The sequence below is a fragment of the Haloplanus sp. GCM10025708 genome (genome assembly GCF_042663985.1).
In the GTDB taxonomy this organism is placed as follows: Archaea; Halobacteriota; Halobacteria; order Halobacteriales; family Haloferacaceae; genus Salinirarus; species Salinirarus marinus.
The window spans coordinates 1,005,484-1,026,007 of record NZ_JBHSZA010000011.1; the positions used below are offsets into that span (position 1 = coordinate 1,005,484).

General features: G+C 66.5%; 14 protein-coding genes and 8 pseudogenes. 11 read left to right on the forward strand and 11 right to left on the reverse strand.

Annotated elements, in window-relative coordinates; translation table 11 throughout:
- The first annotated feature begins 118 nt into the window (after nt 1–118).
- On the forward strand, nt 119–268 hold the full coding sequence (locus ACFQJD_RS08585; protein WP_379797564.1) for a DUF7557 family protein: 150 nt from the start codon (nt 119–121) through the stop codon (nt 266–268).
- Here ACFQJD_RS08585 and ACFQJD_RS08590 read toward each other — a convergent pair.
- Nucleotides 265–704 (reverse strand): annotated as a pseudogene (locus tag ACFQJD_RS08590) (DUF5799 family protein). The gene ACFQJD_RS08585 and the pseudogene ACFQJD_RS08590 sit on opposite strands and share 4 nt — an antisense overlap.
- A gap of 252 nt (nt 705–956) precedes the next feature.
- Here ACFQJD_RS08590 and ACFQJD_RS08595 point away from each other — a divergent pair.
- Complete coding sequence (locus ACFQJD_RS08595; protein ID WP_379797566.1) at nt 957–1,124, forward strand: hypothetical protein; 168 nt, start codon at nt 957–959, stop codon at nt 1,122–1,124.
- A gap of 67 nt (nt 1,125–1,191) precedes the next feature.
- Nucleotides 1,192–1,923 (forward strand): archaeal proteasome endopeptidase complex subunit beta, encoded by a 732-nt coding sequence (psmB, locus tag ACFQJD_RS08600; RefSeq protein ID WP_379797568.1) that lies wholly within the window; start codon nt 1,192–1,194, stop codon nt 1,921–1,923.
- Here psmB and ACFQJD_RS08605 read toward each other — a convergent pair.
- A pseudogene (locus ACFQJD_RS08605) lies at nt 1,918–3,452 on the reverse strand (hypothetical protein). The gene psmB and the pseudogene ACFQJD_RS08605 sit on opposite strands and share 6 nt — an antisense overlap.
- Nucleotides 3,453–3,540: 88 nt before the next feature.
- On the opposite strand from ACFQJD_RS08605, the gene ligA reads away from it, so the two are divergent.
- Complete coding sequence (ligA, locus tag ACFQJD_RS08610; RefSeq protein WP_379797570.1) at nt 3,541–5,190, forward strand: ATP-dependent DNA ligase LigA; 1,650 nt, start codon at nt 3,541–3,543, stop codon at nt 5,188–5,190.
- 48 nt (nt 5,191–5,238) lie between these two features.
- Here the strand turns inward: ligA and ACFQJD_RS08615 are convergent.
- Nucleotides 5,239–6,331, reverse strand: a pseudogene (locus ACFQJD_RS08615) (DNA topoisomerase IV subunit A).
- Nucleotides 6,328–8,721, reverse strand: a pseudogene (locus tag ACFQJD_RS08620) (DNA topoisomerase VI subunit B). The pseudogenes ACFQJD_RS08615 and ACFQJD_RS08620 overlap by 4 nt, the downstream one beginning before the upstream one ends.
- Before the next feature lie 215 nt (nt 8,722–8,936).
- On the opposite strand from ACFQJD_RS08620, the gene gyrB reads away from it, so the two are divergent.
- The 3 genes and pseudogenes from gyrB (at nt 8,937) to ACFQJD_RS08635 (ending at nt 13,492) form a co-directional block, all read left to right on the forward strand.
- Nucleotides 8,937–10,853, forward strand: a complete 1,917-nt coding sequence (gene gyrB, locus ACFQJD_RS08625) for a DNA topoisomerase (ATP-hydrolyzing) subunit B (RefSeq protein WP_379797572.1) — start codon at nt 8,937–8,939, stop codon at nt 10,851–10,853.
- Nucleotides 10,850–13,296, forward strand: a pseudogene (gyrA, locus tag ACFQJD_RS08630) (DNA gyrase subunit A). Before gyrB ends, gyrA begins: the two are co-directional and overlap by 4 nt.
- 52 nt (nt 13,297–13,348) lie before the next feature.
- Nucleotides 13,349–13,492 (forward strand): hypothetical protein, encoded by a 144-nt coding sequence (locus tag ACFQJD_RS08635; protein ID WP_379797574.1) that lies wholly within the window; start codon nt 13,349–13,351, stop codon nt 13,490–13,492.
- Between the two features lie 120 nt (nt 13,493–13,612).
- On the opposite strand, the gene rocF is transcribed toward ACFQJD_RS08635, so the two are convergent.
- Complete coding sequence (gene rocF, locus ACFQJD_RS08640; RefSeq protein ID WP_379797576.1) at nt 13,613–14,515, reverse strand: arginase; 903 nt, start codon at nt 14,513–14,515, stop codon at nt 13,613–13,615.
- Between the two features lie 44 nt (nt 14,516–14,559).
- Nucleotides 14,560–15,473 (reverse strand): annotated as a pseudogene (locus ACFQJD_RS08645) (NAD-dependent epimerase/dehydratase family protein).
- Nucleotides 15,474–15,592: 119 nt separating this feature from the next.
- Here ACFQJD_RS08645 and ACFQJD_RS08650 point away from each other — a divergent pair.
- Nucleotides 15,593–16,126: an Rrf2 family transcriptional regulator gene (locus ACFQJD_RS08650; protein WP_379797578.1), complete on the forward strand. Its 534-nt coding sequence runs from the start codon at nt 15,593–15,595 to the stop codon at nt 16,124–16,126.
- 4 nt (nt 16,127–16,130) lie between these two features.
- Here the strand turns inward: ACFQJD_RS08650 and ACFQJD_RS08655 are convergent.
- The 4 genes and pseudogenes from ACFQJD_RS08655 to cdd form a co-directional block, all read right to left on the reverse strand.
- Nucleotides 16,131–17,305, reverse strand: a pseudogene (locus tag ACFQJD_RS08655) (NAD(P)/FAD-dependent oxidoreductase).
- A gap of 76 nt (nt 17,306–17,381) precedes the next feature.
- On the reverse strand, nt 17,382–18,179 hold the full coding sequence (locus tag ACFQJD_RS08660; protein WP_379797580.1) for a nucleoside phosphorylase: 798 nt from the start codon (nt 18,177–18,179) through the stop codon (nt 17,382–17,384).
- An 88-nt stretch (nt 18,180–18,267) separates the two neighbouring features.
- On the reverse strand, nt 18,268–18,399 hold the full coding sequence (locus tag ACFQJD_RS08665; RefSeq protein WP_379797582.1) for a hypothetical protein: 132 nt from the start codon (nt 18,397–18,399) through the stop codon (nt 18,268–18,270).
- Nucleotides 18,400–18,522: 123 nt separating this feature from the next.
- Nucleotides 18,523–18,926 (reverse strand): annotated as a pseudogene (gene cdd / locus ACFQJD_RS08670) (cytidine deaminase).
- 78 nt (nt 18,927–19,004) lie between these two features.
- Between cdd and ACFQJD_RS08675 the strand changes: the two are divergent.
- From ACFQJD_RS08675 to ACFQJD_RS08685, 3 genes are read left to right on the forward strand one after another with little or no spacing between them, the layout of a single operon-like run.
- The gene (locus ACFQJD_RS08675; RefSeq protein ID WP_379797584.1) at nt 19,005–19,346 is read left to right on the forward strand and encodes a hypothetical protein; all 342 of its coding nucleotides are present in this window, start codon (nt 19,005–19,007) and stop codon (nt 19,344–19,346) included.
- A 45-nt stretch (nt 19,347–19,391) separates the two neighbouring features.
- Entirely contained in the window at nt 19,392–19,640 is a 249-nt protein-coding gene (locus ACFQJD_RS08680) for a hypothetical protein (RefSeq protein ID WP_379797586.1), read from the forward strand.
- Between the two features lie 44 nt (nt 19,641–19,684).
- Nucleotides 19,685–19,906 carry a hypothetical protein gene (locus ACFQJD_RS08685; protein WP_379797588.1) on the forward strand — a complete coding sequence of 74 codons (222 nt, stop codon included), beginning with the start codon at nt 19,685–19,687 and terminating at the stop codon, nt 19,904–19,906.
- On the opposite strand, the gene ACFQJD_RS08690 is transcribed toward ACFQJD_RS08685, so the two are convergent.
- Entirely contained in the window at nt 19,903–20,490 is a 588-nt protein-coding gene (locus tag ACFQJD_RS08690; RefSeq protein ID WP_379797590.1) for a GNAT family N-acetyltransferase, read from the reverse strand. The genes ACFQJD_RS08685 and ACFQJD_RS08690 overlap by 4 nt on opposite strands.
- Between the last annotated feature and the right edge of the window lie 34 nt (nt 20,491–20,524).

Consider the following 20,524-nt stretch of genomic DNA (forward strand, 5'->3'; position numbering starts at 1 on the left):
GCCCTCTCCCCGACAGTCGTCTTCGACGTCGAACCTCGGGCTACGTGCTTCGAAGGCGTGAACCCACGCAGCGATACGAGCCGACAGTATAAGTCCGTCCAGTCCCTCTGTCATCACCATGCCACAGATCCATCTCGACGAGGAAACGCTCGAACGGCTGGACGGACTCCGAGAGGAGGGCGAGGAGTACGACGAGATCGTCACCGAACTCATCAACATCTACGAGGCCGAGGAACTGACGCTGTTCCACGGCGGCGACGAACTCTAATCGTCGTAGGCGCGGCGAACCTGGTCCCACTTGCCTTTCGACTCTGGTGGTCCTGGAGGGCGTCGGCGTACTCCTGGGTGAGCGATTCGGCTTCCGCGACGCGCTGTTCGTCGTCCGTGCCGCTCCCGTTCCCGAAGCCGAGTGCGTCGCGGACGGTGTCGACGATGCCCCTGCCGCCCGAATCGCCCTCGCCGGCACCCATACCGCTCATCTGTGAGCGGACCTTGTCGAGTTCGGGCATGATGTGCGAGAGGTTCTCTGTGTCGGCGACGATGCGCGCACGCTCGGGGTCGTCGGCGTGTTCGATCTCGAACTCCGTCGCCGTCATGATGAGCCCCCACTCCTGGTTCGAGAAGTCCGACGACTGTACGCGGGTGTCGAACTCCTGATCGACCGTCATTCGGTCACTGACGATGGTGTCGGTCCAATCTCCCATATCCGTCCGTGGGTGGCGAAAGCGTACAAGGGTTTCCCTCCCGGTCGATCGCGTACGTCGGCTCTATTACGCACGTAACTTACGGATACCGCGCGTGTCGGCCACCGTTCTCGTAGTCGACGGGGCGATCCGGGGCGACGACGCCTGCGACTCGACCCGCTATAATATAATCGCACGACGGCTTCGAGGTATCCCTCGACCCGCTACAGAAACACTTATATACCATTCCCCTCCCACGAACGTCTCAACCAGATGTTCGACTTCCTGCAACGGGCCGGAACGTTCGTGCTGTACCAGACCGCCCTCCTCCTCGGCATCGTGATGATGCCGCTCGCGTTAGCGATGCGTCGGGTCGGCCTCCGCCTCCCGTTTCACGAGGTCGTCGAAGCGACGGAGCGCGCCTACGAAAACACGAAGTAGTTGCTACGACGCCGTCGGGTGTTCCCGAAGGGTTGCATTTATCAGCGGCGGACTGCAAGAGGTGGTAATGCGTAGCCCCATGCACGACGACTCCTCGGAGACGCGTGACCGACTCGACGGCAACGACACGCCCGTATTCGGGCCGGAGCTGGGCGAGTTCCCCAACCGAGATGAACGCGCGACGGCCGCGAAAGAGGAAGGAATGAAAACCGGGACGACCACGGTCGGCATCGCGACGGAGGACGGCGTCGTTCTGGCGACGGACATGCGCGCCAGCGCCGGCCACATGGTCTCCAGCAAGGACGTCCAGAAAGTCGAGCAGATCCACTCGACGGCGGCGCTCACCATCGCGGGCTCCGTCTCGGCCGCGCAGTCGCTCATCCGCTCGCTTCGCGCCGAGGTCAACCTCTACGAGACGCGGCGCAGCAAGGACATGAGCATGGAAGCGCTCTCGACGCTCACCAGCAACCTCCTGCGCTCCGGGGCCTTTTTCATCGTCTCTCCGCTGCTCGGCGGCGTCGACGAGGACGGCACGCACGTCTACAGCCTCGACCCGCTCGGCGGCATGACCGAGGAAGATTACGCCGTCTCCGGCTCGGGCAGCCAGTACGCGCTCGGCGTTCTCGAACAGGATTACGAGGAAGAACTCTCCGTCGACGACGCCCGATCGGTCGCGGTTCGGTCCATCCAGAGCGCCGTCGAACGCGACCTGGCCTCCGGCAACGGCATCAACATCGCCACCGTCACCGAAGGGGGCGTCGAGGTCAACCGCCACAAGGACATCGAGAGCCTGCTATAGCCAGCCGGCGAAACTGCCGTCGAGCAGCGTCGTCGACTGCTGGTCGACGTACGTCCGTTGCATCGCGGGTATCGCTTCTTCGAGCGCCGCACCGCCTTCGAGCGCCTGCCGAACGCGTCGTCGTTTCCACTCGGCGGGCGTGCGCTCGTGTTCGACGCGCGCCCTGAGCGGAGAGACGTATCGCTCGGCCTGTTCGGTCGTACACCCGGCCGAGCGGAGGCCGTCGACGGCGTGTGAGAACAGGTCCTCGTACAGTTCCTCGCGGTCCGTCGTCTCGTGGCCGTCGTTCGTGATCCAGCGCAGGTCACAGTCGAAGCCGTCGCGGGCCGCGCCGTAGAAGTTCTCCCGCGCGACGGTCCAGCCCTGTCCGATGACCGGGTGGCGACGCTGCGGGAGGCTCTCCATCAGGCCGGCGAACGTGGCCTGCATCGCGATGGTGTCTCTGACCGTCGGCTGAGCGGGGAGCGGACGGAATTCGATGCGGGCGTTCGCCGACGACCGACTCTCCCCGCCGAACACCGGCCGAACCCACCGCCAGTAGGTGCCGTGTTTGAGGCGGAGCGTCGCGAAGTCGTCGTCGAAGCGATTGCCACACCCCTCGACCGGCATCGGCACCACCGTCGCGTCCTCGACGACCCGTTCGACGGCGTCCTCGATGGTCGCGAGGTCGGACGGGAAGCGGACCTTCTGTGCGCCCTCGCTGTTGAGCACGGATTCGAAGACGCTGATCCGATGTTCCGCCCACGAGTCGGCGAGAATCCGATCGGCCGGCACGTCGTCGTAGAGGTCCGGCGGGAAAACGGGGAGTTGACGCCGAGTGCGAGCAGCGGGCCGGCGACGCGGAGCGCGTAGTTGAAATACTGGGGCAGGTCGGCGGCGTGTGAGACCTGGTAGTGGGGCTGGATGGAGGTGATGAGGCTCTCGGGCATCACCGTGTCGGCCGAAAGCGTCACGTTCGGCGCGTCGAGTTCGAACGGCGTCGGCGCGTTCGGCCCGTTCGCCATCGCGTGATACCGAACCGCGTCGCTCATGTTCGTCGCGATGCGGACGCCTTCCGCCTCGATGCTGTCGGTCAGATACTGGCGCGCGGTTTCGCCCGCCGGTGGGATGGTCCACATCCCGTCGCTGACCAAGCGCATCCCCTCCGTGGACGTGCAGTCGAGGGCGGCCCTGAGTCGGGCGCGGACCTCGGACTCCTGGGCGCGGAGTCCCTCGCCGTTCAGCGGTTGCGGACTGGTCGTCATCTCGGCGTTGTGAAGGCCGAGTTCCTTCTCGAATCCGATGAGTTCGAGCAGTCGCCGGGGCACCCGCATCAGGTCGTCCTCCTCGTCCTCGCGGTTCGCGCGCCACCGCCCGTCGTCGACGGCGTAGAACTCGTACTCCAGGCCGACGATAGACTGGTGATTGTCGAAGGTGCCGTCCGCGAGTTCGCTTTTCACTACCTCCGCGTCCGCCTGTGCCCGGTCGCGGAAGGCGTCGGCGTCGACGTCGAGGACCGACTGAACGCTCGTCGCGAGGTCGTGCGTCATATCAGGCGTTCGGTAATACATCCCCTTCAATCCGATGCTCCGCGGCGGAAGTCGGGTCGCTTAACCCCTCCCCGGCTACCGGACGCCGATGGAGTTCGCCGAATTCGCAGCCCGGGTCGCCGACGTCGAAGCGGAGACGGCCGACCTCGAAACCACGTCGCTCGTCGCCGCGCTGTTCCGCGACGCCGGCGCTGACCTCCCCGTCGTCGTCCGGTTCGTCCAGGGGCGGGTGTTCCCGGCGTGGGATTCGACAAAACTCGACGTGGGGCCGAACCTCTGTTACACCGCCATCGCCCGCGCGGCGGGGCCGAACGTCGACGACGACGACGTGGCCGACCGCCTCGCCGACGTGGGCGACATCGGCGACGTCGCCGCTGGCTACGACTTCGGCGGCCAGCGCGGCCTGTCGGCGTTCGGCTCCGATGGGCGCGATCCGCTGACCGTCGCCGACGTCGACGCGACGCTCCGGGACCTCGCGGCCGCCGAGGGATCGGGAAGTCAGGACCGCAAGCTCGACGCCCTGTTCGGCCTGTTCAACCGGACCGATCCCGAGGAGGCGCGCTACCTCGCCCGCCTCGTCCTCTCGGAGATGCGCATCGGCGTCGGCGCGGGCACCGTTCGCGACGCCGTCGCGGAGGCGTTCGACGTCCCGGTCGAGGCGGTCGAACGCGCCCTGCAGGTGGCGAACGACTCGGGACACGTCGCCGAACTCGCCCGCGACGAGGGCGAGGCCGGGCTCGCGGACGTCGGCCTGGAGATCGGTCGCCCCGTGAAGGCGATGCTCGCACAGGCGGGCAGCGTCGTCGACGCCATCGACTCGTGGGATCGGGCGGCCGTCGAAACCAAGTACGACGGAGCGCGGGTCCAGATCCACTACGACGGCGAGAGCGATCCGGAACTCTACTCGCGGAACGTGGAGGACGTCACCGACGCCCTGCCCGAGATCGCGGAGTTCGTCGCCGACCGGGTCGACGTCCCGGTCATCCTCGACGGCGAAGTCGTCGCCGTCGACGACGCCGGGAGTCCGCTCCCGTTCCAGGAAGTGCTCCGACGGTTCCGCCGGAAACACGACGTCGAACGGATGCGCGAGGAGGTGACCCTCGAACTCGACGCGTTCGACTGTCTCCACGCCGACGGCGACGACCTGCTCGACGCGCCCCTCCTCGAACGGCACGACCGCCTCTCGTCCGTCCTCGACGCGGGCGTCTCGACGCTCGCTCTCACGGACGACGCCGACGAGATCGCCGACGTCGAGGCCGACGCGCTCGACGCCGGCCACGAGGGCATCATGCTCAAAAACCCCGATTCGACGTACACGCCCGGCGATCGGGGTCAGAACTGGCTCAAGCGCAAACCCGACGTGGAGACGCTCGATCTGGTGGTGACGGGCGCGGAGTGGGGCGAGGGTCGCCGGGCGAACCACCTCGGGACGTTTCTGCTCTCGGCTCGCGACGGCGACGATTTCGCCACGATCGGCAAGGTGGCCACGGGGATCACCGACGAGAAACTCGCCGAACTGACCGAACTGCTGGAGCCGAAAATCGAATCGCAGGACGGGACGGCGGTGTCGATCCGTCCGGAGGTCGTCTTCGAAGTGGGCTACGAGGAGATTCAGCGCTCGCCCACCTACTCGTCGGGGTACGCGCTCCGGTTCCCGCGATTTCTCGCCGTCCGCGAGGACAAAGCGCCCGAGAGCGCCGATTCGCTCGAACGGGTCGAGCGACTGGTCGGCGAGTGACGTCGGAGACGCGCCTCGTTCGCGCGTAGCCGACGCCGCGGGGCGCGTCTACAACACGCCCATCTCGTCGAGTCGCGTCGGCAGGTACTCGTCGGTGACGAAGTCCAGACCCTGACGCGAGCGCCTGCTGTTCGGCCTTCTTGCCGATGTCGAGCTGGAGTTCGATCTGTTCCTCCCAGTAGTCGGTCTGGAAGCGCGGGTCCGAAAGCTCCGACTCCAGGGCGTTCACGTCCGACTCCGCCAGCGGGTCGGTTGGCAGGTCGTAGTCGACGATGTCGGCTGGCTGGATGCCGACGAACCGGGCCTCGGGCGTGGCCAGATACTCCGAGAGGTGGGCAGATTTGATGGAACCGTAGGCGACGGAGCCGTAGATGCGGTACGACCACGGGTCGCCGTCGGTGAAGACGACGACGGGCACGTCGAGTTCGTCGTGGATGCGCTTGGTGATGCGCCGGGTGGCCCGCGCGGGCTGTCCCTTCAGGTGGACGACCATCGTGTTGTACTCCTCGTCGAAGCCGTTCTCGACGAGGCGGTCGCGCATCCCGCCCGTCTCGACACAGAGCGCGAAGTCGATGTCGTGGTCGAGGAACTCGATGGTGTCGGGGTTGTTGGGGATCTGGTAGCCGCCCTCGCCGACGTCTTTCTGGCAGTGGATCTCCCGCTCGCCGCGACGGGTCTGCTCGCGCAGCAGGAGCGGCCCCATCAGCGTCGCGCCCGACTCCTCCGGGCGCATGTGGAAGTCCTCGCGGGTCGCTCCCGAGACGATTTCGAGGTCTTCGACGAGCTGGTTCGACTCGTCCTGATCCGAGAAATGCGCCTCCTCCGCGTCCCAGGACTCCGAGAGGTAGTAGAGTTCACGCAGCGTCGACGAGCGGTCCTCGTCGAGCTGTCTGGCGAGGAACTCGATGGTGTAGGCGGCTTTCAGGAGTTTGCGCGCGCCGCGAACGGAGTTCGCGCTGCGCGTGCTGGTCCGGTCGCCGTAGACCCAGACCCCGGAGTCCTCGTCGTATTCGATGTTGTTTTTCGTCCGCGTGGGGAGCGTCATCGTCGGAATCTCTCCCCGCTCGAACTGGTCGTAGAACTCCGCCGCGAGGTCGATGAGTCGGTCGCGGGCGTCGTCGCTGGATGTGCTTTCGCTCATGCGTTCACCGTGAGTTTCTCCGCTTCGACGCCGTCGACGTCCAGGTCGAACTCGGCGTCGGTGCCCACCTCGTAGGTGAGCGTCGCCGTCTCGCCCGCCGACACCGACGGGGACCACTGCACGAACCACTCGCCCTCCATGTCGATCACCGACGCCCCGTCGCTCACGCGCGTGGGCTCGACCGACACGATGTCGGTCACGTCGAGGTCCTCGCTGCGGTCGGAGTGGTTCTCGACGGTCAGCGTCACCGTCCCCGCCTCGACCGTCCGCTCGACGCTGACGTTGTTCATGATGCGCGCGAGCGCGCCGTCGATGTTCGGCCGGTCGCGGCCGGTCACCTCCGACACCTTGTCGGCCATCCGCGGGAGGATGTCGCCGAGCACCTCCTGTTTGCGGCGGCGTTTCTGGAGCGACCGCCGGCGGTTGAGGTAGGACTTGAGTTCGCGCGCCGCCTCGCGGATGGCGAGTTCGATCTCGTCTTCGATTTCGGGGACGTTCGCGAGGGCGTCCTTGGACTCGCTCGTGAAGGGGACGTTCGTCGAGGCGACGTGAACCGTGACGACGGCCGGCCCGCTCGGGAGGCCGCTCCCGCCGGACTGGTCGAGGCCGTAGTTCCGCCAGCCGATCGACTTCACCACGTCGGTCGTCGCACACGCCCCGCGTTGGTAGACGAGGGCACGCGGTTGGCAAAGCGGAGCACGTCGACGGATCCGTCGTTCGGGATCTCGCCGCCGTAGGCGATGCCGGCTTCGACGATGAACGGGTCGCCGCCGTGAACGTCGGCGTCGCGCGTCGCCGCCGCGTAGAAGTCGGCGTCGTACTCCTTGCGGAGGCCGGCCTCGACCAACTCCGCAGTGATGGGCGAGAGACAGTCCGTCGGCGGCGCGAGGATGTCCGTCTCACGCATCGCCTCCAGCAGTTCGGAAGCGGTGTCGCGGTCGTCGGCCACGTCGCGGATCCGCGGCGGGTCGTCGGGGACGGTCCGGGTCAGCGTCCACACCGCGTCGGCGACGTTCTCGCGGGCCGTCTCGCCCAGCGTCGCGTCGAGCGCCTCCTCGACCCGGTCGGCCGATCGAGCGACGTAGTCGTCGAGAGTGTCGCGAGCCAGTCGGTGGCGCGGGTCGTCGCCGGCGACGAACTTGTCCGCGATGCGTTCGGCCAACCCCGAACGGTCGCGTCGTCTTTGCGCGTACTCGTCGCGTCGTCGACGACGGCGTGGAGGTCCGTCGTCAACCGCTCGGTCTCGCCGGTCAGGGCGTCCCACGCCGCCTCGACGGCGTTCTCGCGGACCGTCTCCCCGAACGTCTCGTCGAACTCGGCTTCGGTGTCGTCGGCGACGGTCCCGACGACGGCGGCGAGTTCGTGGTGGGCGGTGCGTTCGCGGTCCGCCAGCGTCTCCGTGACTCGGTCGGCGAACCAGTCCGTCGCCGCGGCGCTCTTGTTGGCGACGGCCTCCTCGACGACGCCTTCGAGGTCGGCGTCCTCGGGGTCGTCCACGACATCTCGCGTCCGTAGTGTCGGTCACGGAAGTTGTCGATGACCTTGTCCGAGGTCTTCTGTCCGACGCGGGTGAACTCCTCCTGCAGGAAGCCCGAAATCGAGTACGAATCCGTCGCCGAGAGCATCTTGATGAGCGTCCCGAGTTCGACGCCGTGGGGATGGGGGCGAATCTCCTCTGTCTCCTCGGGCAACTGGTCCGTCGCGCGTTCGAACTTCAGCGGCTCGTCCAAGCCGGGTTCGCGAAGCTCGAAGCGGGCGTGAGGGTTGACGACGGCCGTGTGTTTGATGTAGTCGTGGAGCTGGCTCCGGGCGCGCATGTTCGCCTCCATCTCCAGTTCGATGCGCGTCCCGTGTGGCCGATCCCACGAGGTGGTCGTCGCCGCGTCGATCTCGGGCTCGTTCGAGTCCGTATCGACGATGAGTTCGAAATACTGTGCGTCGGCGCTCCCCTGCGTCCGACTCGTGATCTTCGCCGGCTTCCCGCTGGTGAGCTGGGAGTAGAGGACGGCGGCGGAGATACCGATCCCCTGTTGGCCGCGGTTCTGCTCTCGCTTGTGAAACCGAGAGCCGTACAGGAGTTTCCCGAAGACCTTCGGGATCTGCTCGCGGGTGATACCGGGGCCGTTGTCCTCGACGACGAGGCGGTAGTAGTCGCCCGCCTCCGTGATCTCGACGTAGACGTCCGGGGCGATGCCGGCCTCCTCGGTCGCGTCGAGGGCGTTGTCCACCGCTTCCTTGACGGCGGTGACGAGTCCGCGGGCACCCGAGTCGAACCCGAGCATATGCTTGTTCTTCTCGAAGAACTCGGCGATGGAGATGGCCCGCTGGCTCTCGGCCAGCTCCTCGGCGATGCCAGCGTCCTCGCCGAGCGTCGACTGAAACGATGTCATCCTGATGTAGTGGGGTATCCAACGGATACGTAAAACGCCTCCGGCAGCGGAGTGAAAGTGATAGCGGGCGGACGAACGCCGTACGTCGGCACGCGGCGACAAAGATCACCTTCCGTAGCCGAAACAGAAGTTCGGAAATGAAAATTTCTACTTTGCTCGCGTGCGCGCGTGCGGGAGCTTTAAGGGTCGGGACCGTCTACTGATTTCCAGATTCTATGGCAGACGAAACTGAGTACGGAGCCGGGCAGATTCAGGTGCTGGAGGGCCTACAGGCCGTCCAGAAACGCCCGGCGATGTACATCGGGTCCACGGACTCCCGCGGACTCCACCATCTCGTCTACGAGGTCGTGGACAACGCCATCGACGAGGCGCTCGCGGGCTACTGCGACCGCATCGACGTGACCGTCCACGAGGACGGGTCGGTGAGCGTCGCGGACAACGGCCGTGGCATCCCCGTCGACGTACACGAACAGTACGACCGACCGGCGGTCGAGGTCATCATGACCGTCCTGCACGCCGGTGGGAAGTTCGACAGCAAGTCGTACCAGGTCTCCGGCGGTCTCCACGGCGTCGGCGTCAGCGTCGTCAACGCGCTCTCGGCGGAACTCGAAGTCACTATCAAGCGCAACGGCGGCGTGTGGGAACACCGCTTCGAACGCGGCGAACCCGTCGAGGGAGCGTTCACCCGCGTCCGCGACCTGCGCGACGACGAGGAGACGGGCACGTTCCTCCGGTTCTGGCCGGACGAGGAGATCTTCGAGACGACCGAGTACGACTTCTCCACGCTGGCCAACCGACTGCGCGAACTCGCCTTCCTCAACTCCGGTGTCCGGATCGACATCGAAGACGAGCGGACCGAGGAGCGCGAGCGGTTCTACTACGAGGGCGGCATCCGCGAGTTCGTCCGCTACCTCAACGAGTCCAAGACCGCCCTCCACGACGACGTCATCTACTTTGCGGACGCCGAGGAGGGCATCGAAGTCGAGGTGGCGATGCAGGCCACCGACGAACTCCAGGGGTCGATTCACGCCTTCGCCAACAACATCAACACCCGCGAGGGCGGCACTCACCTCACCGGGTTCAAGACGGCGCTCACCCGCGTCGTCAACGACTACGCGAACGACCACGACCTGCTGACCGACATCGACGACAATCTCCGCGGCGAGGACGTCCGCGAGGGGCTGACGGCGGTCATCTCCATCAAGCATCCGGATCCGCAGTTCGAGGGCCAGACCAAGACGAAACTCGGTAACTCGGAAGTCCGGGGCATCACCGAGAGCGCGGTCCACGAGAAACTCGGCACCTACTTCGAGGAGAACCCGAACACGGTCCAGGCCATCGTCGGCAAGGCCGTCGAGGCGGCGAAAGCCCGGAAGGCCGCCAAGAAAGCGGAGGAACTGACCCGCCGAAAGAGCGCGCTCGAATCGACGGCGCTCCCGGGCAAACTCGCGGACTGTCAGTCCCGCGACCCCGAGGAGTCGGAGCTGTTCGTCGTCGAGGGCGACTCCGCCGGCGGCAGCGCCAAACAGGGACGCGACCGCCACTTCCAGGCGATCCTCCCGCTGAAGGGGAAGATTCTGAACGTCGAGAAACACCGCCTCGACCGCATCCTCGAAAACGACGAGATCCGGGCGCTCATCACCGCCATCGGGACGGGCATCGGCGAGGAGTTCGACATCGAGGAGGCGCGGTACAACCGGATCATCCTGATGACGGACGCCGACGTCGACGGCGCACACATCAGGACGCTCCTGCTCACCCTCTTCTACCGGCACATGAAGCCGCTGCTGGAGGCGGGCTACGTCTACGCGGCCCAACCGCCGCTCTACCGCATCCGCTACCGCGGCGAGACGTACGACGCGATGAGCGAGGCGGAACGCGAGCGCATCGTCGAGGAGAAGTGCAACGGCGACCCCGACCAGGTCCAGCGGTTCAAGGGTCTGGGCGAGATGAACCCCGACCAGTTGTGGGAGACGACGATGGACCCCGAGAACCGCATTCTCAAACGCATCACCATCGACGACGCGGCGACGGCAGACCGGATGTTCTCGGTGCTGATGGGTGACGCCGTCGAACCGCGCAAGCAGTTCATCAAAGAACACGCCACCGACGCGGAGTGGGTCGACATATGAGTTCTGACACACCGGACGCGCCCGCCCGGCGCGTCGAGACGGCGCGCATCGAACAGGAGATGGAACAGTCGTACATCGACTACGCGATGTCCGTCATCGCGGGGCGGGCCCTCCCGGACGTCCGGGACGGCCTGAAGCCCGTCCACCGGCGCATCCTCTATGCGATGCACGAAGCGGGCGTCTCCTCGCGTTCGTCACACCGGAAGTCCTCCTCGATCGTCGGCTCGACGATGGGCGATTACCATCCGCACGGCGACTCGGCCATCTACGACGCCCTCGCGCGCATGGCACAGGACTTCTCGATGCGCTATCCGCTCGTGGACGGCCAGGGGAACTTCGGCTCCATCGACGGCGACCCGCCGGCGGCCATGCGCTACACGGAAGCGCGGATGGCACCCATCGCCGAGGAACTCCTCGAAGACATCGAGAAAGACACCGTCGACTTCTCGCCGAACTACGACGACCGGATGGAGGAACCGGAGGTGTTGCCGTCGGCGCTCCCCAACCTCCTGGTCAACGGCTCGTCGGGCATCGCCGTCGGGATGTCGACCAACGTCCCGCCGCACAACCTCGGCGAGGTCATCGACGCGACGGTCCACCTCATCCACAACCCCGACTGCACCGTCGAGGATCTGATGGAACACGTCACAGGCCCCGATTTCCCGACGGGTGCGAACATCGTCGGCCGCAACGCCATCCACCAGGCGTACAAGACGGGTCGCGGGCGACTCCGCGTCCGCGCCGAACTCGAAGTCGAGGACGGCGACAAGATCGTCGTCACGGAACTCCCCTACCAGGCGAACAAATCCCGCCTCGTCGAGCGCATCGCCGACGACGTCAACGAGGGGAAACTCGAAGGCATCCGCGACCTGCGCGACGAGTCCGACCGCGACGGTATCCGCATCGTCATCCAACTCAAGCGCGGGACGGACCCCGAACTGGTCAAAAATCAGCTGCTCGAATCGCACCTCGAATCGACGTTCGGCGTTATCAACCTCGCGCTCGTCGACGGCGAACCCCGGGTGCTCGACCTCAAGGAGACGCTCGAAGCCTACCTCGACCACCGACGAGCGGTCGTCCGCCGGCGCAGCGAGTACGACCTCGCGGAGGCCGAAGACCGGGCGCACATCCTCGAAGGCCGACTGACTGCTCTCGAACACGTCGACGACGTGGTCGACGTCATCCAGGACGCCGAGGACCGCGACGACGCCAAGGCGGCCCTGCGGGAGGCTTACGACTTCTCGGAGGCGCAGGTCGAACACATCGTCTCGATGCAGCTCGGCAGCCTCACGTCGATGGAGACCGAGGCGATAGAAGACGAGTACGAGGACGTCCAGGCACGCATCGACCGCCTGACGGAGATCCTGGAACACGAATCCGAACTGCTGGGCGTCATCGAGGAGGAGCTGCTCGAGATCAAAGACGAGTACGACGACGACCGGCGGACGACGATCCTGGAGGACGAAGGCGAAGTCACCCGCGAGGACCTCATCGCCGAGGAGGACGTCGTCGTCGTCGTCAGCGAGGACGACTACATCAAGCGGATGCCCTCTCGCAGTTCCGCGCGCAACGTCGGGGCGGCAAGGGCATCATCGGCACCGACCTCAAGGAAGGCGATCAGGTGTCGTCGGTGTTCGTCGCCAACACCCACGACTACCTGCTCTGTTTCACCAACCACGGGCAGGTGTACGAACTCAAGACCTACCAGGTGCCCGAGATGAGTCGGACGGCCCGCGGCAAGTCGGCGGTGAACCTCCTGGATCTGGCCGAGGACGAGGAGATCACGGCCGTCGTGAACACCGCCGACCTCGATGCCGAGGAGAGCGGCTACCTCACGATGGCGACCCGGCACGGTCGCGTCAAGCGGACCGGCGTCGAGGAGTTCGAGAACATCCTCTCGACGGGCATCCGCGCCGTCGAACTGGAGGAGGGCGACGCCCTCGTGGACGTGGAGGTGACCGACGGAACGCGCGACCTGGTCGTCGCCACCGCCGGCGGAATGAGCATCCGCTTCGACGAGGAAGAGGTCCGTTCGATGGGGCGCAGCGCGCGCGGCGTCGGCGGTATCAAACTCCAGGAGGGCGACGAAGTGACCGGCATCGCCGCCGTCGACGCGGCCGAACACGAGTGGCTCCTGACCGTCACCGACAACGGCTACGGCAAGCGCACCGCCATCGAGGACTACCGCCAGCAGTCCCGTTACGGGAAGGGACTCATCGACATCAAGACGGACGAGCGCAACGGCCCCGCCTGCACCATCGAGGCCGTCGGCCCCGGCGACCACCTCGTGGTCATGAGCGAGCGCGGACAGATCATGCGCACCCGCGTCGAGGACGTCTCGACGTTCGGCCGGAACACGATGGGCGTCACCGTGATGGAGCTCCACGAGGGCGACGACGTGGCGTCGGTCGCCGTCGTTCCCGAGAGACGCGTCGAAGCGTAAGTTCGGATATTTGCACGGCCTCCTCTGTGCTATCGCGCCGTGAGTCGGCGTAATGACACTCTCGCGTCGCTTCGCGATCGGTGCTGTTCTCCTCGTCGCCGTCGTCGCAGGAGGGTTCGCCGCCTCGGAGCACGTCGCCCCCGACCGGACGCCTGCCGCACGAGACGGGTCGCCGGTTCCTACGTGGTGGAACTGACCGTCGTCGACGCGGCGGGAAACCGGGACACCGACACGGCGGTGGTCAGGGTCGAAGCGGAGGCCTGAGTCCGACGGGGGGATCGAACGACCGACGTACGCCCCTCCTGCTCGCCGGCACTCAGAGGATGCGCCTGCCGAAACCGCTCGCCGCCAGTTCCACGGCGAGTTCGGCGGTCTCGTTGTGATCGTCGAGAACGGGATTGACCTCCACGAGTTCGATCGACCGCAACGCCCCCGTTTCGGCGACGAGTTCGAGTGCGGCGTGGGCCTCGCGGTAGGTGACGCCGCCGCGGACGGGCGTCCCGACGCCCGGGGCCTCCATCGGGTCGAGCCAGTCCAGATCGAGGCTGACGTGGACGCCGTCGGTCCCGGCGGTGACGACGTCGAGGGCGTCGTCGACGACGGAAGCGATGCCACGTTCGTCGACGTCGGTCATGGTGAACGCGGTGACGTCGCTCTCGCGGATGGCGTCTTTCTCGGCCGCGTCGAGGTCCCGCAGGCCGACCATGGCGACGTTCTCCGCGGCGAGTCCGTCCGCCCGCGCCCACGACGAGGACGCGAACTCGCCGCGCCCGAGTGCGGCCGCCAGCGGCATCCCGTGGACGTTGCCGCTGGGCGTCGTCTCGGGCGTGTTGAAGTCGCCGTGGGCGTCGAACCAGAGGACGCCGACGTCGGCGTCGCGGGCGCTCCCGGCGATAGAGCCGATGGCGATGGAGTGGTCGCCGCCGAGGACCACCGGCGACGACGACGCGGCCAGCGCGTCGGCCACCTCGTCGGCGAGGCGGCGACAGACCGTCTCCACCTCGCGAAGGTACTTCGCGTTCGACCGGCCGACGCCGGCTTCCTCGTCCCGTTCTTCGACGCGGGGAGCCGGGAGATCGCCGCCGTCCTGGCAGTCGAATCCGGTTCGTTCGAGTTCGTCGGCCAGATCCGCATAGCGGATCGCGGACGGCCCCATGTCGACGCCGCGCCGGTTCGCACCGTAGTCCGTCGGCGCGCCGATGATTCGCACGTCGGTCATGACAGCGGGTAGAACGGGACGGGATATAAGTGCCGGTCGCGGGGTTACTCCAGGTACGGCTCACAGACGCGGCGGACGCCTTCCTCGAAGGGGATTTCGGGCTCCCACCCCGTCGCCTCCCGGAGTTTCGAGGCGTCGGCGAGGGTGTCGTGGACGTAGACGTCGAGGGGTTCTCGACGTATTCGGGGTCGACGTCGGTGTCGAGGACGTCGTTGATCATCTCGACCATCGCGTTGAAGTCGTAGCTCTCGCCGGTGCCGACGTTGTAGACGCCGGTCAGGCCCTCGTCGGCGGCGAGTTCGAGAGCGCGCACGACGTCGTCGACGTGGGTGAAATCGCGGGTCTGCGTGCCGTCGCCGAAGAGGACGGGCGACTCCCCACTGGCGATTTTGTCGGCGAACTGCGCGACGGTGTTGGCGTACTCGCCTTTGTGTTCCTCCGCGCCACCGTAGCCCTGATAGACGGAGAAAAACCGCATGCCGGCCATCGACGGCCCGTAGTGGTGGTGGAAATACTCGCCGTAGCGTTCGCGTGCGAGCTTCGACGCCTCGTAGCAGGTGCGGGCCTCGACCGGAAGGTCCTCCGGCGACGGCTCCGTCCGCGTGCCGTAGATGGAGGACGTCGAGGCGTAGACGACGGTGTCACAGCCGTCGTCGACGGCCTGTTCGACCGCGTTGACGAACCCTTCGACGTTGACGCGGGTAGCCTCGCGTTTGTTCTCCTCGGCCATCGTGTACGAGGAGTACGCCGCGAGGTGAAAGAGCACGTCCACGTCGGTCGGCAGGCCCTCGTCGAGGACGCTCGCCTCGACGAACTCGACCGCCGAATCGAGGTTGTCCGGCGTCCCGAGATGGCGGTCGTCGATGGCGATTACGTCGTTGTCCGCCGCGAGGCGATTGGCGAGGTTCGAACCGATGAATCCGGCACCGCCGGTGACGAGTACCCGCTTGTCTTCCATGCCTCGTATGGGGCGGACACAGATGCAAAGACGTGTCGTTTCGATCGAAACCGGGGAGTGAACGCCGCCGAGACCCCACATCCACGGCCTTTAATAACGTATATTCCCAAGAATACGGCATGTCATCAATCGAACTAACGTCCAGCCAGAAGACCATCCTCACTGCGCTCATCAATCTCTATCGGGAGAGCGAGGAGGCGGTCAAAGGCGAGGAAATCGCCGGCGAGGTAGACCGGAATCCGGGGACGATCCGCAACCAGATGCAGAGTCTGAAAGCCCTCCAACTGGTCGAAGGCGTGCCCGGGCCGAAGGGCGGCTACAAGCCCACGGCGGCGGCTTACGAGGCGCTCGACATCGAGGAGATGGAGGAACCCGCCGCCGTCCCGCTGCAGTTGAACGGGGAGCCGGTCGAGAACGCCAACGTCGGCGAGATCGATCTGTCGAGCGTCCACCATCCCGAACTCTGTCGGGCGGAGATCCACCTGCAGGGGTCGGTCCGTGATTTCCACGAGGGCGACGACGTCACCGTCGGTCCGACGCCGCTCTCGAAGCTCCTCATCGAGGGGACGGTCGACGGCAAAGACGACACGAACAACATCCTGATCCTCCGCATCAACGACATGCGAGCGCCGGCCGAACGACCGGCACACTGAGCCGCTAGAGGTCGCTCCAGGCGTCGATCGCGTTGCCGACCGACGAGACGTCCGCGATCCACCGGGCCGCGATGAACTTCTTCAGCGCCTTCGCGCCGAACCCACCGAACGTGCCGAACGGCACCACGTCCACGTCGTGTGCGACGGCGTCCTCGCCGATGGAGATGACCGTCCCCTTGTCGTCGTACGTCCAGGTTTTCAGCGGTTCGCCCCGAGCCGCCCGAGCGAGGTTCTCGCCGGCGACGTCCGCCGCCTGCCACGCCGCCTGCGCCGTCGGCGGCGCGACGTCGTCGGGGCCCTGCTCGACGAGCGCCGTGTCGCCGATGGCGAACACACGGGGGTCGCTGGTCTGGAAGTCGCGGTCGGCGTAGATGCGGTTGCTCCGTTCGTCCTTGTCGACGTCGGCGTCCGCGAGTTCCTCCTGGCCGGTGATGCCGCCGGTCCAGATGAGCACGTCGTAGTCGAGTTCGGTGGCGGGTTCGTCCTCACCGCCGCCGACGTAGATGACGTCGTCGTCGACGCTCGAGATGAAGTCGCCGCACATGATGTTCACGTCGCGCGCCTCCAGGCGCTCGCGGAGCGCGCTCTGGACGCTGGGGTCGTTACCGGGGAAGATCTCGTCTAACCCCTCGACGAGAGTGAGTTCGATGGGTGCGCCCTCGTCGTCGCGGTAGCCGGCGAGTTCGCCGGTCGCCTGGATGCCCGAGAGCCCCGCCCCGCCGACGACGACCCGTGCGGGCTCTGCGTGAGTCGCGTCGGCGGCGGCGGACTCGACGGCGTCGTGAATTTCGAGCGCGTCGTCGAGTCCCTTGAGCGTCAGCGAGTGCGCTTCGAGGCCGTCGATACCGTAGAAGGCCGTGGCGCTCCCGAGAGCGACCAGGAGGTAGTCGTAGTCGACGTCGTCGGCGTCGCGGAGGAAACGACCCGGTCGTCGACGTCGACGCCGGTGACGTGGGATTCGACGAAGCGCGTGTCGCGGGACTTGATCTCCTCGACGGGAATCGTGATCTTCGACCGGGCGTTCGGGTCACGGATGACGCGGTGGGCTTCGTGGAGGACGAGATGGTAGTCGTCGTCGGAGATCCACGTGATGTCGACCGACCCGTCGGTGACCTGCTCTAACTTCGTTATGGCCCCGGCACCGGCGTATCCGGCCCCGAGAACGACGACCTGCGTCATAGACGAGTCTGTGAAGTCCTCGGATATAGGGGCTTTGAAAGCGCGCTGCGGGACCGACGATCGTCGAAAATCCGTCCTACAGCGAGAGACCGGCGTGCCACCGGTCCGCACCGGCCTCGCGCTTTCGCTCGTCCATGCGCGAGAGGAGGGCGGCCGCGAGACTCGCCGTCTCGACGGCGCGGTCCTCGCCCGCCGTTCGGAACTCGTCGGTCGTTCGGTTGGCGAAGACGGTACAGACCGCGCCCGCCCGCAACCCGAAGAGGTTCGACAGCGTCAGGACGGCGCTCGCTTCCATCTCGACGTTCTTGACGTTCGCCTCGCGGAGGTCGGCGAGCAGCGACTCGCTCCCGGCGGCGGTGAAGCCCCCGAACCCCGGGCGGGCCTGCCCGGCGTAGAAACTGTCGGCGCTCAGCGTCACGCCGGTGTGGTAGTCGTAGCCGAGTCGTTCGGCGGCGGCGACGAGGGCCGTCACCACCTCGTGGTCGGCCACGGCGGGGTAGTCCTCGCGGACGTACTCGTCGCTCGTCCCCTCCTGCCGGACCGCGCCGGAGGTGATGACCAGGTCACCGACGTCCATCTCGGGTTGGAGGGCCCCGCAGGAGCCGACGCGGACGAACGTCTCCGCACCGACGCGCGCGAGTTCCTCGACGGCGATGGAGGCCGACGGACTGCCGATGCCCGTCGAGGTGACGGTTAGCGCCACGTCGTCGTAGGTGCCGTTCGCCGTCCGGTATTCGCGGTGGGTCGCGACCTCCTCGACGTCGTCCCAGAACTCCAACACGGTGTCGACGCGTTCGGGGTCGCCGGGGAGGAGAACCGTCTCGTGGATCTCGCCCGGGGCGACGTCGACGTGGTACTGACGGTCGTCGTCCATGCAACCGCGTTCGCGAGGCAGCGTAAAAGACACTGGTGGCCGTCCGCGTGGTGGCCGTTCGCGGCCGAGCGGCACGCCGACGGTAGAGCTATCGGTACTGGGGCTCGACCCAGCCGCATGAGCCGCAGGCGTGGATGCCCTGGACGTTGACGATGCCGTGCCCGCAGGTCGGACACGCCGTGAGTTCGGACGTGGGTGTGGGTTCGAGGAGTTGCGCCATCTCGTTCAGTAGATGACACTCGAGTGTAATAACCTTAGTGTGAGTATGGGGTACATGCCCCTAAGATTCCTTTAATCCTAATATCCATATAATCACGTATGCGTATTTATATCACGCGAACGATCAGTTTCCGTCGACGCCGAGCGTCTCGGGGGTAATGGTGTCGGGGACGAGTTCGCCGAGGGTGTACTCTATCGTCCCCTCCTCGCCCGCGTCGCAGACGACGACGAGGTCGTCGTCGCAGAACTCCGCGAGCGTCTGCCGGCACATCCCGCAGGGCGTGAGACCGTCGCGGGCAGTCGAGGAGACGGCCAGCCGGTCGAACTCCCGATGGCCGGCCTTGACGGCTTCCGCGATGGCGACTTCCTCGGCGTGGAGGCTGTTGCTGTAGTTCGCGTTCTCGACGTTACAGCCGGCGAAGACGGTGCCGTCCGCCGTCCGGAGGGCGGCCCCGACTTCGTATTCGGAGTAGGGTGCGTAGGAGGATTCGCTGCCTCGCGCGCCCGTACGAGGAGGTCTTCGGGCATACACCCACCTCGCTCCCGTCCCGCAAAGGAGTTTGGGGAGTCCCGAGCGTTCATACGGATCGCGCTCCCCCGTCGCGTATGGTCGTCAGCCGCGCAGTCGCCGCCCTCCTCGCCGTCTACACTTACGGGACCGTCCTCCGGAACTACGTCCTCGCGCCCGCCGACCCCGGCCTGTTCGGCTTCGCTCCACAGTTCCTGCTCTCGACGGTGCTCGGGATACTGGTCGCCGTCGAGACGGACCCGGCCGTCGCCGACCGACGGCAGGCGCTCAGGGTCGCGTGGTATCCCGTCTGGGCGGTCGCCGCCAGCACTCCGCTCTACGTCGTGTTGGCGGTTCGTGGCGTGCCCGTGAGTTACTGGTCGTACCATCTCGTCCTCGGTGGCGTCGCTGGCGTCGTCCGCGAAGCGCTTCGGTGGTGAGCCCCGAAGCAAACCGTCAAGAGGGCCGGCCGGCTACCACCCCGTGTGACTGACCTGACTCGCGGACGCACCCTGTTGCTCGCGGTCGGAGCCGTCGCCGTCGCGGTTCTCGGGGCGTTCGGCTATCTGGTCGGCGTCGCCATCAGCCGGCAAGCGGCGTCGTTCGACCTCTACGGCGTCCCGATATCGACGGCCCCGCTCTCGATGGCCGGATTCGGCGTCGGCCTCGCCGTCGTCGTCCTCGGCGGGTTGTTCGTCGCCGCCGAGGTGGCGTCGGGTGTCGACGCCGAGTGAGCGGCGAACGGGGAACTTTTGAGAGGCGAGCGTCGAGTGGAGGTATGGCCACCCCAGCGGAACCGGGCGATCCAGAGACCGGCTACAACCGCAAACGCGCGCTGCTCTACGTCTCCCCGTTCCTGGCTCTCGGCCTCGCAGACGTGATCCTCCTCCTGTTCTGGGGGCTCGAGCCGCTGTGGGCGTTCGTCATTCTGCCGCCCATCCTCTTCTGTTCGGTGCTGGCGTGGCTCGCCTTCCGCACCGACTTCCTCGAAGACCGTTAGCGGTCGGTGTCGTACTTGTACGTCGCGCTTTCGGGGTCGATACCGAAGTCCTCCGCGCTCTCGACCGGCTCCTCTTCGACGGCTTCGCCGCCCGCTTCGGCGCGTTTGAACGCCTCGCGCAGTCGCGGCGGCATCTCGAACTCGTCGACGTCGACGCGCATCGCGACGGCGTCGGGCATGACGTCCTCGCGTTTCGCCTCGAGTCGCTCGGCGAGTCGACCGGGCAGGTCGCTCGATTCGACCGGGTCGAAGCCGAACTGGGCGAGGTAGCCGGGTTCGTCCGCGAACGTGTACACCGTCTCGAACCCCTCGTCGCTCGCCGTCTCGACGAGACGTTCGATGACGTGCGCCCCGACGCCCTGCCCGCGCCACGCCGGGAGGACGCCGATACCCGTCAGTTCACAGAACTCGCCGTCCTCGGTCTTGTGGATGCGGACGCGGCCGAAGCCGGCCCGTTCGTTCGTCCCCTCGTCGACGGCGATGACGTAGTCCCGGGAGCGGAAGGCGACGTCGTCTAACCCCATCTCCTCGATGCAGTCGAGTAACCAGGCCTCGTCGCGATTTTTCGCATCCCGGACGTACATACGGGTGGCTACTTCCCGTGGAACCAAAAGGATT

Excerpts from the sequence above, each read along its gene's own strand:
- rocF (WP_379797576.1), bottom strand. The coding sequence starts at position 14,515 with ATGACCGACGTGCGAATCATCGGCGCGCCGACGGACTACGGTGCGAAC.
- psmB (WP_379797568.1), top strand. The coding sequence starts at position 1,192 with ATGCGTAGCCCCATGCACGACGACTCCTCGGAGACGCGTGACCGACTC.
- ACFQJD_RS08690 (WP_379797590.1), bottom strand. The coding sequence starts at position 20,490 with ATGTACGTCCGGGATGCGAAAAATCGCGACGAGGCCTGGTTACTCGAC.
- ligA (WP_379797570.1), top strand. The coding sequence starts at position 3,541 with ATGGAGTTCGCCGAATTCGCAGCCCGGGTCGCCGACGTCGAAGCGGAG.
- ACFQJD_RS08685 (WP_379797588.1), top strand. The coding sequence starts at position 19,685 with ATGGCCACCCCAGCGGAACCGGGCGATCCAGAGACCGGCTACAACCGC.
- gyrB (WP_379797572.1), top strand. The coding sequence starts at position 8,937 with ATGGCAGACGAAACTGAGTACGGAGCCGGGCAGATTCAGGTGCTGGAG.
- ACFQJD_RS08585 (WP_379797564.1), top strand. The coding sequence starts at position 119 with ATGCCACAGATCCATCTCGACGAGGAAACGCTCGAACGGCTGGACGGA.
- ACFQJD_RS08665 (WP_379797582.1), bottom strand. The coding sequence starts at position 18,399 with ATGGCGCAACTCCTCGAACCCACACCCACGTCCGAACTCACGGCGTGT.
- ACFQJD_RS08595 (WP_379797566.1), top strand. The coding sequence starts at position 957 with ATGTTCGACTTCCTGCAACGGGCCGGAACGTTCGTGCTGTACCAGACC.
- ACFQJD_RS08660 (WP_379797580.1), bottom strand. The coding sequence starts at position 18,179 with ATGGACGACGACCGTCAGTACCACGTCGACGTCGCCCCGGGCGAGATC.
- ACFQJD_RS08650 (WP_379797578.1), top strand. The coding sequence starts at position 15,593 with ATGTCATCAATCGAACTAACGTCCAGCCAGAAGACCATCCTCACTGCG.
- ACFQJD_RS08635 (WP_379797574.1), top strand. The coding sequence starts at position 13,349 with ATGACACTCTCGCGTCGCTTCGCGATCGGTGCTGTTCTCCTCGTCGCC.
- ACFQJD_RS08675 (WP_379797584.1), top strand. The coding sequence starts at position 19,005 with ATGGTCGTCAGCCGCGCAGTCGCCGCCCTCCTCGCCGTCTACACTTAC.